Annotated in this window: 10 protein-coding genes; 8 read left to right on the plus strand and 2 right to left on the minus strand. The window is 59.6% G+C overall.

Translation table 11 applies throughout. The features are described 5' to 3' along the window. Positions 1 to 21 precede the first annotated feature (21 nt). From serS to QP884_RS06295, 6 genes are all read left to right on the plus strand, one after another. A complete protein-coding gene (gene serS / locus QP884_RS06270) occupies positions 22 to 1,278 on the plus strand; it encodes a serine--tRNA ligase (RefSeq protein WP_150850412.1) in 1,257 nt (418 codons plus the stop codon). Between the two features lie 23 nt (positions 1,279 to 1,301). Continuing rightward, positions 1,302 to 2,915 (plus strand): lysophospholipid acyltransferase family protein, encoded by a 1,614-nt coding sequence (locus QP884_RS06275; RefSeq protein WP_434736453.1) that lies wholly within the window; start codon positions 1,302 to 1,304, stop codon positions 2,913 to 2,915. 297 nt (positions 2,916 to 3,212) lie between these two features. After that, positions 3,213 to 4,937 carry a glycerol-3-phosphate dehydrogenase/oxidase gene (locus QP884_RS06280; protein WP_284821326.1) on the plus strand — a complete coding sequence of 575 codons (1,725 nt, stop codon included), beginning with the start codon at positions 3,213 to 3,215 and terminating at the stop codon, positions 4,935 to 4,937. 3 nt (positions 4,938 to 4,940) lie between these two features. Beyond that, positions 4,941 to 5,678, plus strand: coding sequence for an MIP/aquaporin family protein (locus QP884_RS06285; protein WP_250409099.1), 738 nt, complete (start codon positions 4,941 to 4,943; stop codon positions 5,676 to 5,678). Between the two features lie 28 nt (positions 5,679 to 5,706). Then, the gene (glpK, locus tag QP884_RS06290; RefSeq protein ID WP_239274041.1) at positions 5,707 to 7,254 is read left to right on the plus strand and encodes a glycerol kinase GlpK; all 1,548 of its coding nucleotides are present in this window, start codon (positions 5,707 to 5,709) and stop codon (positions 7,252 to 7,254) included. A 22-nt stretch (positions 7,255 to 7,276) separates the two neighbouring features. Beyond that, a complete protein-coding gene (locus tag QP884_RS06295; RefSeq protein ID WP_239274040.1) occupies positions 7,277 to 8,107 on the plus strand; it encodes an HAD family hydrolase in 831 nt (276 codons plus the stop codon). Here the strand turns inward: QP884_RS06295 and QP884_RS06300 are convergent. Further along, on the minus strand, positions 8,104 to 10,002 hold the full coding sequence (locus QP884_RS06300) for an N-acetylmuramoyl-L-alanine amidase (RefSeq protein ID WP_284821328.1): 1,899 nt from the start codon (positions 10,000 to 10,002) through the stop codon (positions 8,104 to 8,106). The two genes, QP884_RS06295 and QP884_RS06300, sit on opposite strands and share 4 nt — an antisense overlap. 145 nt (positions 10,003 to 10,147) lie before the next feature. Here QP884_RS06300 and glf point away from each other — a divergent pair, with 145 nt between their 5' ends. Both glf and QP884_RS06310 read left to right on the plus strand, forming a co-directional pair. Beyond that, positions 10,148 to 11,344, plus strand: coding sequence for a UDP-galactopyranose mutase (gene glf / locus QP884_RS06305; RefSeq protein ID WP_269954052.1), 1,197 nt, complete (start codon positions 10,148 to 10,150; stop codon positions 11,342 to 11,344). A gap of 268 nt (positions 11,345 to 11,612) precedes the next feature. Beyond that, complete coding sequence (locus tag QP884_RS06310; RefSeq protein WP_284821329.1) at positions 11,613 to 13,103, plus strand: ATP-binding protein; 1,491 nt, start codon at positions 11,613 to 11,615, stop codon at positions 13,101 to 13,103. On the opposite strand, the gene QP884_RS06315 is transcribed toward QP884_RS06310, so the two are convergent. Next, positions 13,100 to 16,318: a type I restriction endonuclease subunit R gene (locus QP884_RS06315; RefSeq protein WP_284821330.1), complete on the minus strand. Its 3,219-nt coding sequence runs from the start codon at positions 16,316 to 16,318 to the stop codon at positions 13,100 to 13,102. The two genes, QP884_RS06310 and QP884_RS06315, sit on opposite strands and share 4 nt — an antisense overlap. Between the last annotated feature and the right edge of the window lie 35 nt (positions 16,319 to 16,353).

Genomic DNA, 16,353 nt, shown 5'->3' on the forward strand with positions numbered 1-16,353 from the left:
CAATACGCTAAACTTACATTCGTGATTGATCTCAAGCTACTCCGCGAAAACCCTGACGTTGTCCGTGCTTCCCAGGTGAACCGAGGTGAGGATCCCTCCCTCGTAGACCAGCTCTTGGAAGCTGATGAGCAGCGCCGCGCTGCTATCCAAAAGGCCGACGAACTGCGCTCCGAGCAGAAGGCTTTTGGCAAGAAGATTGGCCAAGCCTCCCCAGAGGAGCGTCCGGCACTGCTGGAGGGCTCTAATGAGCTGAAGGCCAAGGTCAAGGAGGCGGAAGAGGCACAGTCTGCCGCCGAGGCCAAGGTGGAAGAGCTACAGTACAAGCTCGATAACGTGGTCGAAGGTGCCCCGGCCGGCGGCGAAGATGACTTCGTAGTGGTCGAAGAAGTAGGCCAGATTCCTGAGTTCGACTTCGAGCCAAAGGACCACCTTGAGTTGGGCGAGTCCCTCGGCCTTATCGACGTCAAGCGTGGCGCCAAGGTAGGCGGCGCTCGTTTCTACTACCTCACCGGCGATGGCGCCTTCCTGCAGCTGGGAATGCTGATGCTCGCGGCGCAGAAGGCGCGCGAAGCTGGCTTCAAGCTGATGATCCCGCCAGTTCTGGTTCGCCCAGACATTATGTCCGGCACCGGTTTCTTGGGCCAGCACTCCGATGAGATTTACTACCTGCCGGCCGACGATATGTACCTGGTCGGTACCTCTGAGGTGGCCCTTGCCGGTTACCACAAGGATGAGATCATCGACCTCTCCAATGGCCCGCTGCAGTACGCCGGCTGGTCCTCCTGCTTCCGCCGTGAGGCTGGCTCTCACGGTAAGGACACCCGCGGTATCCTGCGCGTCCACCAATTCGACAAGCTGGAAATGTTTGTCTACTGCAAGCCGGAAGACGCGGAAGAAATGCACCAGCGCCTTCTGTCCATGGAAAAGGACATGCTTGCGGCCATGGAACTGCCCTACCGCACCATCGACATTGCCGGTGGCGACCTCGGTTCTTCGGCGGCCCGCAAGTTCGACAATGAGGCTTGGGTTCCTACCCAAGGCACCTACCGTGAGCTGACCTCCACCTCGAACTGCACCACCTTCCAGGCTCGCCGCCTGTCCACCCGCTACCGCGACGAGAACGGCAAGACCCAGACCGCAGCTACCCTGAACGGCACTCTGGCGACTACCCGCTGGCTCGTTGCCATTCTGGAAAACCACCAGCAGGCCGACGGCTCCGTCGTTGTCCCTGAGGCCCTGCGCCCGTTCGTGGGCAAGGATGTCCTGACCCCGCAGTAAGTCCGCCGTCGTCCTGGAGAGTTATGAACGCTGCGACGAATTTCCTGTACCGCCAGATCACCCACATTGGCAGGGGGGTGACTCTGGCACAGAGATTAAAAATGCGCCTTTCGGGGGAAGAAAATATCCCCGATAAGGGCGGCGCGGTGTTGGTTTGCAACCACACCGGCTACATGGATTTCCTCTTCGGCGCCTTTTTGGCCTATCGCAAGAAGCGTCTGGTGCGCTTCCTGGCTAAGGCTGGAATCTTCAAAGCACCGGTGGCGGGTCCGTTGTTGAAGGCCATGCATCACGTGCCAGTTGACCGTATAGATGGCAGCGCCTCCTTCCGCCAAGCGGTACAGCTGGCCAAGGACGGCGAACTCGTGGGCGTGTTTTCTGAAGGCACAATTTCCCGCAGCTTTGAAATCCGCAGCATGAAAAGTGGCGCCTCCCGCATTGCCTATGAGGCGGGGGTGCCGGTAGTCCCACAGGTCATTTTTGGTTCGCAGCGCCTGTGGACCAAGGGACACAAAAAGAACCTGGGACGGACCAAGACCCCTGTCTTTATTACCGCCCTCGAACCGTACTATCCCACCGGCGATGCGGAGGCTGATACCGCGGAGATTCGACGCCGCATGCAAGAGGCATTGGAAGGGCTATGGGAACAGTACGAAGCCGAATTTGGACCCATGCCTGCCGGTGAATACTGGGTGCCCGCCCGTAAAGGTGGAGGGGCTCCTACCCTTGAAGAGGCAGAAGCTCGAGATGCTGAAGTAGAAACCGAGCGCCACCGCGTACGCCGGTTGCGCGACGATCTAGTGGGCCTCAAAGAACGCGTCTCGGTTACTACGGTTGACTTGGTGCGCAACCACATGGCCGCCGCCAAGGGAGCGGACGGGGAGGAGCCAAAGAATAAGGCGCGGACCGCCCCGGAGACCCTGGAGTGGATCAAGAACAACCTCAACGCCGTGGTAGAAGAGGCAACCCGCGGCTTGGATGAAGGTCGCGATAAGGTCGCGGATATCATGGCGCAGCTGAAGTCGGATGTGGCGCAAACCCAAGCGTCCATCACGGCCAGCAGTAAGGAGATATGGGCTGGTTCCGTAGCGGAGCAGGGCCTGTTGGCGGCAGCCACCCAATCCCGGCTTATCGTTTCGCGCTTGCCACACCGCATGAAGGCGCAATTTTCTTCCATCCCCCGCGTGGTAGTGGCGCAGAGCAGCGCGCTGAATTGGGAAGATGGCGCGCTAACTCCGCGATTGCACAAGGCTTTGGCAGATATCTACCCGGCGGCCGAAGTCCTGATCGTGATATCACCCGCCGGTGAAGTGGAAGTTCCGCAAGCCGTGTGGAGCGTTGTCGTTGATGAGGACGCTGTGCAGCCGCGACTCGATACCGATGCACTGTCCGTCACTGCCGCGACTGCGGTACAAGGCGTGGAGCGCATCCTTGAGGATCTGCAAGCTAAGCCGGAGGAGGCCCTGGTTTTTGCTAACGAGCCAGGAGATGAGGATTTCCTAGACCGGATGCCGGTGGTGGCGTTGGAAACTGCCCCTATTGAGGTGGTCAAAGGCGCTCAGGCGGTCACTTATTCTGCCGAGAAAGCCGGAATGTCCGAAGTGCTTGAAGCAATGGCGCGGTTAGCGCAGAAATAGCGAAGGATTTTCGTCCGCTTTGCACCCCCGCGAGGGGGTGGTTTTTCTTTTTGAATGTCTAAGTATTTTAAGAAAACTGACTGCTTACGGGCCTGAAACTTACGTGTGAGTAACCACATGTGTAACTCGCGTCCGTGACTCCTAACATAGATTTCAGGAGATAAAGTCTCTGCAGCCGCGGTGTGATACTTTCCACCGAAACCACAATTCACTGCTTTTGGCTGTGCTTTTGCCATCTCATTCATGGATTTATGGCGCAGGCACATGCAAGCACCAAGGAAGGAGATGCGGTCAGTAATGACCCAGCAAAGCAACCAATCCTTTAACCCCGAATACTTTGAAAATCTATGGAATGGGTACGCGGATGAGGACTACGACGTAGTCATCATCGGTGGCGGTTCCGTAGGCGCTGGTGCGGCAGCGGACGCCGCTACCCGCGGCCTCAAGACCGCCGTCATTGAGGCGCGCGACTTCGCCGCAGGTACCTCTTCTCGCTCCTCCAAGATGTTCCACGGTGGCCTGCGCTACCTGGCCATGTTTGACTTCCGCCTGGTGGCGGAGTCCCTCAAGGAGCGCGAGCTGAACATGTCCACCCTGGCACCCCACCTGGTGAAGCCGCTGAAGTTTATCTTCCCGCTGACCCACCACGTATGGGAGCGCGTGATGATGTTTGGTGGCTTTACTCTTTATGACCTCATGGGTGGCTCGAAGAGCGTGCCAATGCAAAAGCACCTCACCCGCAAGGGCGTGCTGAAGGTGACCCCGGGTCTGAAGGACGATGCCATTGTGGGCGGCGTGCGCTACTACGACACCTTGGTTGATGACGCCCGCCACACCATGACCGTGCTGCGTACCGCCGCCGAGTACGGTGCCGACGTGCGTACCAATACCGAGGTCATTGGCTTTGACAAGGACCGCGGCGGCCGCATCGTAGGCGCCAAGGTGCGCGATACCGCCACCGGCCGCGAGACCACCGTGCGCGGCAAGGTCTTTATCAACGCCACCGGTGTGTGGAATGACAAGATTCAAGAGATGGCCGGTGTGGAGGGCAAGTTCACCGTTCACGCCTCCAAGGGCGTGCACATCGTCGTGCCGAAGGATGCGCTCGATGCAGACGCAGCCCTGTGCTTCGTCACCGAAAAGTCCGTCCTCTTCGTTATCCCGTGGGGCGAGTACTGGATTATCGGTACCACCGATACCGATTGGGAAAAGGGCCTGTCCTTGCCAGATCCGGCACCAACCAAGTCCGATATTGACTACATCTTGGATCAGGTTAACCAGCGCGTGCGCCGCAAGATCACCCGCGATGACATCGTGGGTGTCTACTCCGGACTGCGCCCGCTGCTGTCCGGCAAGTCCGATTCCACCACCAACCTTTCCCGTAACCACGCCGTCGCACGCGTGGCCCCAGGCATGGTCTCTGTCGCCGGCGGTAAGTACACCACGTACCGCGTCATCGGTAAGGATGCCGTGGACTTGGCAGTGGAGGAGCTGGATACCAAGGTCCCAGAGTCCATCACCGAGCAAACCCCGATCCTGGGCGCCGCCGGCTATCACGCCTTGGCCAACCAGGTCCCATCCTTGGCTCGTCGCTACAACCTGAGCGAGAAGTTCATTGAGCACCTGCTCGGCCGCTATGGCTCCCTGCTGGGTGAGGTTTTGGCACCGGCAGCAGAGGATGCCTCCCTGCTCGAGCCAGTTCCGGGTGCCGAGTCCTACCTGTGGGCCGAGGTCCGCTACGCCGTCACCCACGAGGGTGCATTGCACTTGGAAGACATCTTGTCCCGCCGCCTGCGCATCGCCATCGAGTACGGCGACCGCGGTGTGAACGCCGCCCCGGGCGTTGCTGATTTTGTAGCACCGCTGCTGGGCTGGAGCGACGCCGACAAGGAGCGCGAGGTATCCCAATTCAGGGCCCACACGCAGGCCGAACTTGAAGCAGAAGCTGCGGTAACTGACCGCGAGGCCAATGACATTTTGGTGCGCGCAGGATCCGCCCGACCCACCCAAAACGAGGTATAAGTTATGACCGGATTTGATGCATTCCTGTGGGAGTTTATCGGCACTGCGTTGCTGCTCCTTCTAGGCAACGGCGTATGTGCGCTGGTAAACCTGCGCACCTCTGGCGCGCGCGGCTCCGATTGGATCGTAATCGCCCTAGGCTGGGGCCTTGCGGTTTTCGTCGGCGCGAGCGTAGCCGATCCCACGGGCGGGCACCTTAACCCCGCCGTCACCGTAATGTTGGCCGTCAATGGCTCGCTCGAGTGGTCCCTGGTCCCGTACTACTTCCTGGGCCAGATCCTCGGCGCTATCCTCGGTGCCATCCTGGCATGGGCTGCTTTCAAGCAGCTTTTCGACGCCAATAATTACGACGACGCCGGAAACGTCACCGGCGCCAATAAGGACACCAACGGTATCTTCTTTACCAAGCCGGCACATCCTAAGAACGGCTGGAATGCGGTGACGGAGTTCATCGCCACCTGCGTGCTGTTGATGTTCATCGCCTTCGGCCCCACCGGCGGCGAGCTTGGCCCAATGAGCTACTTCGCTGTTGCTTTCGTTGTGGTGGCGGTCGGCCTGTCCCTTGGTACCCCTACGGGTTATGCCATCAATCCGGTCCGTGACCTGGGGCCGCGAATTGCTTATGCATTCATCTTGCCCATCCAGGACAAAGGCAGCGCGAATTGGGGCTATGCTTGGGTCCCCATCGTGGCCCCGTTGGTCGCGGCCGTAGCCGTTGGCCTGTTGTCCGTTGCGCTCTAATTCCATCTTCGTATAGGAGACTAGACACATGACTAACAAGAAATACGTCGCCGCTATCGACCAGGGAACCACGTCGACGCGCTGCATCATCTTTGACCACAACGGCGAGCAGGCTGCCGTAGGCCAGCTCGAGCACGAGCAGATCTTCCCGGAAAAGGGCTGGGTAGAACACGACCCAGAAGAAATCTGGAGCAATACCCGTCGCGCCGTCGGTGAGGCTCTTGCCAATGGCGATATCACCGTCGAAGACATTGACTCGGTAGGTATCACCAACCAGCGTGAGACCACCGTGGTGTGGGATAAGCACACCGGTAAGCCGGTCTACAACGCCATTGTTTGGCAAGATACCCGAACCACCGCCATCTGTAAGGAACTCTCGGGTGAGGAAGGACCAGAAAAGTGGCGCCGCCGCACCGGTCTGATTATTAACTCCTACCCGGCGGGACCGAAGGTGAAGTGGATCCTCGATAACGTCGAAGGCGCCCGCGAGCGTGCCGAGGCAGGCGACCTGCTCTTCGGCACCATTGATAGCTGGCTGCTGTGGAACCTCACTGGCGGCGCCGAGGGCGATGCCGGCCGCGAAGCGCTGCACGCCACCGACGTCACCAACGCCTCCCGCACCTTGCTTATGGACATCGAAAAGCTGGAGTGGGATGAGGAATTGTGTAAGGAAATGGGCATCCCGATGTCCATGCTGCCGGAGATTCGCCCGTCCCTGGGTGATTTCCGTACCGTGCGTGAGCGCGGCTCGCTTTCCGGCGTGCCTATCCGCGCCATCCTGGGTGACCAGCAGTCCGCGATGTTCGGCCAGGGTTGCTTCCGCGCAGGTTCCGCAAAGAATACCTACGGAACCGGCCTGTTCCTCCTGCTGAATACGGGTACCACCCCGAAGTTCTCCGAGAACGGCCTGCTGACCACCGTCTGCTTCCAGCGCGAGGGCGAGCGCCCCGTGTACGCGCTTGAGGGATCTGTATCCATGGGCGGTTCCTTGGTGCAGTGGCTGCGCGATAACCTGCAGATCATCCCCAACGCTGCGTCCATCGAAAACCTCGCGCGCGAAGTTAAGGACAACGGCGGCGTTTATATCGTGCCGGCCTTCTCCGGACTCTTCGCTCCGTACTGGCGCCCGGATGCTCGCGGCGTCATCGTGGGCCTGACCCGCTTTGCTAACCGCAAGCACTTGGCTCGCGCCGTGCTCGAATCCACCGCGTACCAGACGCGCGATGTTGCCGACGCTATGGTGGCGGACTCCGGCGTGGAGATTACCGAGCTGCGCGTGGATGGTGGCATGACTATGAATGAACTGCTGATGCAGTTCCAGTCCGATATCCTCGGTGTGGAAGTACACCGCCCGAAGAATATCGAGACCACCGCCACCGGCGCGGCCTTCGCGGCAGGCTTGGACAATGGCTTCTGGGATGACCTGAGCGTTTTGGGTAACCAGGAAGGAGACATGAAGGTGTTTAAGCCGAAGCGCGAGAAGGAAGAGGTAGAGGCCCTCTACCGTGACTGGAAGCGCGCTATTAAACGTTCCTTGGACTGGGAGGATAATGAGGACGAGGACCTGAACATCTAAGTCCTGACGTAAACTCGCGGGTATGGAGAATTTCCCTTCCCGCGCTCCTCGCCTCATCGCGAGCGATATTGACGGCACCCTGCTGGACCGCAACCACCGTGTCCCGCGTCGCAACCGTGACGCAGTGGCGCGGGCGGTCCAACAGGGTGCCTATTTTGCGCTTTCTACCGGCCGTCCGTTCCGCTGGATTGCCCCGGTGCTGGAGCAGCTGCCCGCGCGGCCGGTATGCGTGACCTCGAACGGCGCTGTGTTGTATGACTCCGCGGAGGATCGGGTGATGTCCGCCCACGAGCTTTCGCCCGCCGCGTTGGCGGAAGTAGTGGATGTGGCCCAGACCGTACTGGGCACCGTGGGCTTTGGCGCGGAGCGGGCTGGGGGCTCGCTTGCCGACGCCGTCGAGGACCTCTTCGTAGTCGAGCGCCACTACTCCGAAAACGCCCTGTTTGAGGGCTTCGGAGTGGTCAGCATGGGGGAGCTAGTGGGGCAGCCGGCGGTGAAGTTCCTCATACGCAACACGGACTACTCCGCCCCAGAGCTCTATGAGCTCATTGCGCCGCACATCGATCCGGAGCTCGCGCACCTGACCTATTCCATGCAGGAAGGAATCTTGGAGGTTGCCGCGCCCGATGTGACTAAGCGCCGCGGGGTGGAATGGCTGGCGCAGCACACCGGCGTCGCCCAGCAGGAGACGATCGCATTTGGGGATATGCCCAACGATATTGAGATGCTGCGCTGGGCTGGCTGCGGTGTGGCCATGGAAAACGCCCACCCGGAGGTTAAGGCGGCCGCGGATGCGGTCACCGTGGCTAACCACCAGGCGGGCGTCGCAAAGGTGCTAGAGCGCTGGTTCTAGTCGGTGAAGATGTCTACCTTTTCCGTTTCGGTGTTGTAGACAATCTCGCCACCCTGGAACTTCACGCGGATTTCCTTGCCATTCTTTTCCTCGTTGGAGAGAGGCAGGCCGAGCTTGGAGGCATTATCGCCCTCGGACCACTTCTTGGCGATCTCACCCGTAAGCGCCTTGGTGCCGGACTCCTTGGAAGAAAGCACCACGCCATTTTGGAAGAGCTGGTAGAGGATCTTGCCGTCATCGGTGGTATCCGGGCCGCCGACTGCTAGACCCAAGACCGGGCCGAAGGCATTGAGCACGGAGGTCCAGGATTCCTTCAAGCCCTCGTTGCTGGAGACCTGGACAACCTTGTTGACAATCTCCGGGATATCCCCGGTGGTCAAATTGCCCGCCACCTTCTGATCGGTATCAGGCTTCTGCAGGCGGTCATTGGCGATGAGCACGCCGAAGACGGCGGCAGCGATTCCAGCGAGGGCGGAGATGGTCGAGACTGGGACCTCGACGTTGCCCAGCGAGGACATGATTTCTTCGCCCGCCTGCTGCGGGGTCTTGGGGGTATTTGGCCGTGGAGACTTTTGCCAGTTCAGGTCCGTGCTGTTCTTGCCGGACTTGATGGCGTCCGCCTTGCGCTTGGTGTTCTTACGGATTTCATCCCAATGGCGCGTGGTGTACTGGCCCGGGCAGGCCGTGTAGTGAAAATCATTATGGCCCGCGAACGCCGGCACGGTGGCCATGGTTCCTGCAGGGAACTTGGAGCCGTTGAATCCGCCGGAGTACAAGCTGGCCTTGCCCATTGGATCGATGCCAGAAATAGCGGCCTTCCAGCCAGCAATCTCGGCCACGGAGTTGAGCATCTCGCGGGAAGGCTCAGCCTGCTCGTAGTTGCCAATCATGGAAATGCCCCAGTTATTGGAGTTGAAGCCACCCACGTGGGCACCTTGTACGGCCTTGTCCAAGCCGCCGTAGCGGCCTTCATAGATGGTACCGAACTTATCTACCAGTACGTTGTAGCCGATATCGCACCAGCCCAGGGTCTGCGCATGGTAGTCGTAGGCACCGCGTACCTGTGCCGCCGCCTGCGCGCGGGTGTAGTTATTGCTACCCGCGGTGTGGTGCAGGGTCATGGCCTTGATGCCATCGTCGTAGGTTGGCTGCTGGCAGCGCTTAGATTCGTCTGCTCCCCAGCCGGCGCGGGTGACTACCTTGGGCATGCCCGCGGTTTCTGCGGTGGGCTCGATGGCTTCGCCTTCTTGGGCGTTGCCGTCGATAAACACGGCGTCGAGATCCGCAACCTGGGTGCGCTCATCGGCCACGGGGGAGATATCGCCGACGTTGTACGCAAGCGGCGCGGGGCGGTTGGCATCAGCGCCCTTGGCGGCCTTGTCCAGGAGGGAGTCTTCCTTCTTGTCGAGGTTGGAACCGGTCACGAGGTCAACGTTGGCCATAGAAACCTGCACATCGTTGGTATCGCCCACGAAGATGAGTTCGGTGCCGTTCTTGCCCTCGGTGTAATTCATTGCATCCATGGGCAGCCACTCGCTCCAGGAACCGTCCTGCTGCTTGGAGCGGACGAAGGAGTTGATATCTCGCTTGCCCTCCCAGGTGACGGCGAACATGTTGAAGGTTTCGTCGCGGTGGAACTGCTTGACCGCGCGGCGGCTTTCGCCTTCGCCCTGAGCGGCTACGGCTGGGTCATCGACGACGATGGATTCGCCGTCACTGAAGCTAGAGGAGGAATTTTTGACCTCAATGGGACCGCCGTTGCCGGAGTCTTGGGTCTTGAGAACTTGCTGTCCGCCGAATGCGGCCGTCACGGCGAGCGCGATGGAGGTGACCGCCGCGATGACGGGGGTGGACCATTTTGACCTGGTGGGTACTAGTCGACGTCGTTGTTGCACTGTTATCTCCCTAGGGTTGTGCAGCTGTAAAAACCGTTGCCAAAGTTAAGAGTTGATAGTGATGGTACGTTTGTGACCTCTGTGAAATCTGTTGCGACACGCCGATGCACCGTGTCAGCTGCCGTAGTGCAATAAAGTGGAGGCCATGACTTCTTATGACCTCATCGTTGTTGGCTCTGGATTTTTTGGTCTAACGGTTGCCGAGCGCGCCGCTAGCCAGCTGGATAAGAAGGTGCTCATTGTGGAGCGCCGCAATCACCTCGGCGGCAATGCCTACTCCGAGGCCGAACCCACCACCGGAATCGAGGTGCACAAGTACGGCGCGCACCTCTTCCACACCTCTAATAAACGCGTGTGGGATTACTGCAATAAGTTCACCGACTTCACCGACTACCAGCACCGCGTGTTTGCCATGCACGATGGCACCGCCTACCAATTCCCGATGGGCCTGGGTCTTATCAACCAGTTCTTCGGCCGCTACTACTCCCCGGATGAGGCCCGCCAGCTCATTAAGGATCAGGCCGGCGAATTCTCCCCGGAAGAGGCGCAAAACCTGGAGGAGAAGGCCATCTCGCTCATCGGTCGCCCGCTGTATGAGGCCTTCATTCGCGATTACACCGCAAAGCAGTGGCAGACCGATCCGAAGGAGCTGCCGGCCGCGAATATCACCCGCCTGCCGGTGCGCTATACCTTCAATAACCGCTACTTCAACGACACCTATGAGGGCCTGCCGGTCGACGGCTACGCGGCATGGCTAGAAAACATGGCTGACCACGACAATATTGAGGTCCGCCTGGATACCGATTGGTTCGAGGTGCGCGAAGAGCTGCGCGCCGAGTCCCCAGATGCGCCCGTGGTCTACACCGGCCCACTGGATCGCTACTTTGATTTTGCCGAGGGCGAGCTGGGTTGGCGCACCCTCGACTTTGACTTGGAGGTGCTGGATACCGGTGACTTCCAGGGCACCCCGGTGATGAACTACAACGATGCGGACGTGGACTACACCCGCATCCATGAGTTCCGCCACTTCCACCCGGAGCGCAAGGATAAGTACCCGAAGGATAAGACGGTCATCATGAAGGAGTATTCGCGCTTTGCCGATAAGGGCGATGAGCCGTACTATCCAATCAATACCCCAGAGGACCGCACCAAGCTGGAGGCTTATCGCAAGCTCGCCGCCCAGGAATCGAAGGAGAACAGGGTTCTCTTCGGCGGCCGCCTGGGCACCTACCAGTACCTGGATATGCACATGGCCATTGCCTCAGCGCTGAGCTTGTTCGACAACAAGCTGGCTCCGTTCTGGAACGAGGGTAAGGCGCTTGAGCAGGAGCGCGGCCACTAAGCCGAAATCCGTCAACAGAACGCTTAACACTCAACACACCACCCAACACACCACACTATGGAGTGTTGGGTGGTGTGTTGTATGTAGTGTTGTGTAGTGTTGCGCAGACCGGGAAAATTATGTTTGAACTGCGAAAGCATACCGTACTGTGAGAATTTCGGACGAGGAACACGTGCGAACACTACACAACACACCACAGTGTGTGTAGTGTTGTGTGTAGTGTTTGAGGGCGTTCAGGAGCGTTGAGCGCTGATAGGGGTGAGTGATTGTGGTCTGGGATGATGACCAGGCGGAGATCGCCGAGATCATTGGAAGCCTGCGATCTCAGGACACCGATACGCGCGCTGTCGAGGTCAAGGCAGCTGCGGGAGGTTTTCCCAAGAAGCTCGTTCGCTCTATCTCTGCCTTTGCTAACGGGACCGGTGGAATCATCATCTTGGGGCTGGATGAAGACAACGGGTTCGTTACGGTACCAGACTTTGATGCTACTGCCATGGCGGATGCCCTGGCTGGCGCATGCGCAGACCTCGTGACCCCGTCGGTTCGCGCCCAGATCGACATTGTTGAGTGGGAGGGCGCGAGCATTGTCGTTGGCACCATTCCCGAATGTGCTCCTTTTGAGAAGCCCTGCTGGGTCGTTTCTCAGTCGAAGTATCACGGCAGCTATATCCGGGTCCATGATGGGGACCGCGTACTAAAGCCATACGAGATCGACCGGCTGGAGGAAAACAAGACCCAGCCGGAATGGGATCTGGAGCCGGTTCCGGCTGCTGACATCGACGATCTGGATCCTGACATTGTGGCCGAGATCTTGGCCCGCGAGCGCTCCATCCATGAACGCATTTTTGGACGGTTGAGCGATGAAGAGGCGATGTTAGCGCTCCACCTGATTACCCGGAACGACAACGGAAAACTAGTGCCAACTCTGGGCGGGCTCATGGCAGCGGGCACTTACCCGCAACAGTTTTTCCCGCGGCTCAACGTGACCTTTGCAGCATATCCCGGCACCGATAAAGCGGCCGGGTTGGGCAAGCAGCGCTTCCTCGACAACGAAAGTCTGGTGGGGCCCATTCCGGTGCTGGTCGCGGATGCCGTGCGGGCAGTCCGACGCAATATGCGCGTCGGAGGCGTAATCGCGGGAGTCTTCCGTAAGGACTTGCCGGACTATCCTCCGGAGGCCGTGCGTGAGGCAGTCGCTAATGCGCTTATGCACCGTGACTATTCGCCGCAGGCGCGGGGCACGCAGGTACAAGTGAACCTGTATGTCGACCGGCTGGAGATCCTCAACCCCGGTGGTCTTTATGGAACGGTCACCGTTGATCGATTGGGCACTGCGGGTATGTCTAGCGCGCGCAATCAGCATTTGTCTGCGCTGCTGGAGGTGACTCCTGCCGGTGACGGAGATGGGTACGTTGCGGAAAATCGTGGTACCGGATATATCGAGATTCTCGACCAACTGGAACAGCAGCTGCTGCCGCCGCCGGTACCACGGGATTCATTGACCGAATTTGAACTCACCTTTGCGCGGCGAAATCCGACTACCCCGGAGCGCACCGCGGCGTCGGGCGGCGGAACCCGCGGGCGCGTGCTCGACTATCTTCGCGAACACAGGACAGCGTCCAGCCGCGAATTGGCAGGGGCTGCAGAGCTGTCCCTCAACGGAGTGCGCAGGATCATCAACGAACTTGTTGAGGAAGGCGTCATCGTGCGCACTGAGCCGCTGAAGAGCCCGAAGCAGCGCTATCGGCTGCAGGGCTAACCACGGTGTTCAACGTTACCTTGTTCGCGCGCCGCCGCTGAATACCTTGGCGCGAATTTCTCCATCTGTTCAAGCACGAGCTTGATGGCCTCCGGCGCCTTGTCCGGTGGATATTTGTAGTCGCGTAGCAACCTGCGGACCGAGCGGCGTAGTTTCGCGCGTACGTCATCGCGTACTGTCCAGTCGGTCTTTGCATCGCGACGCAGCATGGAAACGAGCTGGCGTGCGATTTCAGCAAGAACTTCGTCGTCCATGAGCTCGGTTGCGGATTCGTTTGTCGACACCGCGTCGAAGAAGGTGAGCTCGTCATTGCCTAGTGGTGGGGTGAATTGTTCACCGCGTTTGCTTTCCTTGACAATCTCCTTGGACAGGCGGATGAGTTCGGCGATGATTTCAGCGGCCGTGAGCTGCTGATTGGTGTACCGATTCATCAGCTCAGTGATCCGCTCGGAGAACTGCTTGGAGCGCAGCTCGTTGTTTCCTGTGGCGGTGCGGGCTTCCTGCTGGAGCTGGCGGCGCAACGCATCAATGAGCAACGAGACCTCCGAGGGGGATTGTTTGTCCTTGAACAGGTCGACGGTGAGATCCTGCAAGTTCGGAATCTCAATCCCGGCCTGGCGGTAGATGTCGATGACACCGGTGGCCTCAGCCGAATCAACGACCAGCTTGCCTAGGGCGTTGCGGATGGAGTCGCTAATCGGCTCGCCATTGGCCACGCGGTCGCCTGCATCGAGCTTGATGAGCCAGTTCTTGACCTCGGAATAGAACTGCACGCTCGGACGGAATTCATCGGCGGCAGGGCTGTTGGACGCAAGCGCCCATGCACGCGCGAGCCTTCCAGCCTGACGCTTGAACTCATCAGCGACGGGACGCGCGTTTGGCTTCTCGGGGTCGTAGTTGCCTTCGGTCTTCGGATTGCGCAGGAAGCCCGTGACATCGAGCAAGGCACGGCGAAGGTTGGCGTCATCGATGAAAGCGGTGTTCTTCCATTCGATTCCCACAATGTCGTCGAGACGAGCCAGGAATCCCTTCGCCAGAGTTAGTGCTTCTTCGACGTCCTGTCCCGTGACCTTCGTGCCGTCGTCGGAGGGGTTGAGTGTGAACTCAGCCAGCGCCTTCTCCAGGTTTTCGACCAGCGGAGCATAGGCGACAAGGAGGCCATCCTGCTTGTCTCGGAACGTGCGGTTGACGCGGGCGAGGGTCTGCATGAGCAGCGCGCTCTTGAGCGAGCGGTCAATGTAGAGCGTGTGCAGGGGCGGCGCATCGAAACCGGTGAGCATCATGGACTGAACGATGGCGATTTCCAGCTCGTCGTCGACGTCCTTGATGCGGTTCTTCACGGCCTTGAGCGCGCTCGGGCGGCGCATATGGACCTTGAGCTCATCCGGATCGGACGGCGCGGCAGAGTAGATGACCTTGATTTTTCCCTTGTCATCGGCATCCGAGTGCCACTCAGGGCGCAGCGCCACGATCTTGGAGTAGAGGCGTGCTGCGATGGAACGCGTGGCGGTCACGATCATGGCTTTGCCCGGTGCACCGATGAACTCCCGCATGTTCTCGCGGCGGTTTTCCCAGTGGCGAACAAAGTCCTCAGCGAGCGCATCCAAGCGGTCGTCGGAACCGTAAATGATTTCCAACGCGGCGACGGAGCGCTGAATCCGGTCGCGCTCGACTTCGTCGAGACCCGTGAGCACTTCCTCAGCGGTGTCATCAATCTCGTCATCGGTAATCCCAGCAATGCGCTTGAGTGGGATGAGGCGCGGTTCGAAATACACGGGAACGACGGCACCGTCCTCGACGGCGCGGTTCATGTCGTAGATGTCGACGTCATCACCGAAGACCTTGCGCGTATCGCGGTCCCATTCCTTGAGCGGGGTACCGGTAAACGCCAACATGGTGGCATTCGGTAGTGCATTACGCAGGTGCTGCGCGTAACCGTCAGCCGCGGTGTCGCCAAAGCCATAGTGCGAGCGGTGAGCCTCATCAACGATGACCACAATGTTGCTGCGGTCAGAGAGCAACGGGTGCTCCTTTTCGCGGAGCTCGCCCTTTCCATTCAAGCCAAACTTCTGGAGCGTGGAGAAGTAGATGCCGCCGGAGGTCTTCTGTGAGAGCAGCTCACGCAACTCAGCACGGGACTCGATATTGCGCGGTGCCTCCGGCAGGATGGTGGACCGGTTGAAGGTCTCAAATAGCTGCTCATCCAGCTCGGTACGGTCATTGAGCACAATGACGGTCGGGCTGAGCATCTCGGGCCGACGCATAATCTTGGCGGCGTAGAGCTCCATCTCCATGGACTTGCCCGCACCCGTCGTGTGCCAGATGACGCCAGCGCGCTTGTCGCCGCGCGCCGCCGTGATCGTGGAACCCACAGCCTTGGTCACCGCGAAGTACTGGTGCGGCTTCGCGATGCGCATGACTAGCCCCTCGGCCGTGTCATCGAACGCCGTGAAGTCGCTGTAGAGTTGTCCAAAACGCTCCACATTAAACAGACCATCAAGCAACAGGTCCAGCTGCGTGACCGGCTCGCCGGCCACAACCATGTTGTTGGGGTCTACCGGGCTGCCGTCCTCATCTACATTCCACGGCGCAAAGTGGTTCCACGGAGTAAACGGCGTACCGTACTTCGCGCTGAGGTCATCCGAAGGAATCACAATATTGGCAAAGCGGAAGGCCATGCCGAATTCCTTGACGTAGGTCTGCAGCTGGTTGTGGGCGCCCTCGACGGAGGTATTCGCGCCCGTCTTCTTCAGCTCAATAAACGCCAGCGGCATGCCGTTGACGTAGCAGACCACATCGAAGCGACGCTCGCCGTCCAGGTTCGCAACGGTGACCTGGTTGAGCGACAAATAGTCGTTCATGTGCGGATGCGAGGACAGGAAGCAGATGGTTGGGTTCTGAACGTTGCCCTCGTGGTCGATGTACTCGATACCGCGGTAGCCTTCCACCAGAATCTGGTGAATGCGCCGGTTCTCCGCAATCGCGGACTGTGACTTCGGCGTGATGACCTCACCAATCGCCTGGTCGAGGTACTCCTCCGGTACGCCCGGGTTGAGGTTGCGCACGGCATTGTGCAGACGCCCGCGCAGAACGATGTCATTCCAGGTGTCGCGCTCGCCGGAGCCCGGCGCAAAGTCCGGGCCGTGGCCGGCCTGCCATTCCAGTTCCGCCAGGTGGTCCTGAACAATGAGTTCGAGGGATTCTTCGCTCAACATGAGCTTCTCCTTAGGAGTTGTAGGGGTAGGGTTGC

The organism is Corynebacterium tuberculostearicum (assembly GCF_030229345.1).
Classification (GTDB): domain Bacteria; phylum Actinomycetota; class Actinomycetes; order Mycobacteriales; family Mycobacteriaceae; genus Corynebacterium; species Corynebacterium tuberculostearicum_G.

Bases quoted from the DNA above. Each gene is read 5' to 3' on its own strand.
- QP884_RS06275 (WP_434736453.1), top strand. From the start codon at position 1,302: ATGAACGCTGCGACGAATTTCCTGTACCGCCAGATCACCCACATTGGC.
- QP884_RS06280 (WP_284821326.1), top strand. From the start codon at position 3,213: ATGACCCAGCAAAGCAACCAATCCTTTAACCCCGAATACTTTGAAAAT.
- QP884_RS06285 (WP_250409099.1), top strand. From the start codon at position 4,941: ATGACCGGATTTGATGCATTCCTGTGGGAGTTTATCGGCACTGCGTTG.
- glpK (WP_239274041.1), top strand. From the start codon at position 5,707: ATGACTAACAAGAAATACGTCGCCGCTATCGACCAGGGAACCACGTCG.
- QP884_RS06295 (WP_239274040.1), top strand. From the start codon at position 7,277: ATGGAGAATTTCCCTTCCCGCGCTCCTCGCCTCATCGCGAGCGATATT.
- glf (WP_269954052.1), top strand. From the start codon at position 10,148: ATGACTTCTTATGACCTCATCGTTGTTGGCTCTGGATTTTTTGGTCTA.
- QP884_RS06315 (WP_284821330.1), bottom strand. From the start codon at position 16,318: ATGTTGAGCGAAGAATCCCTCGAACTCATTGTTCAGGACCACCTGGCG.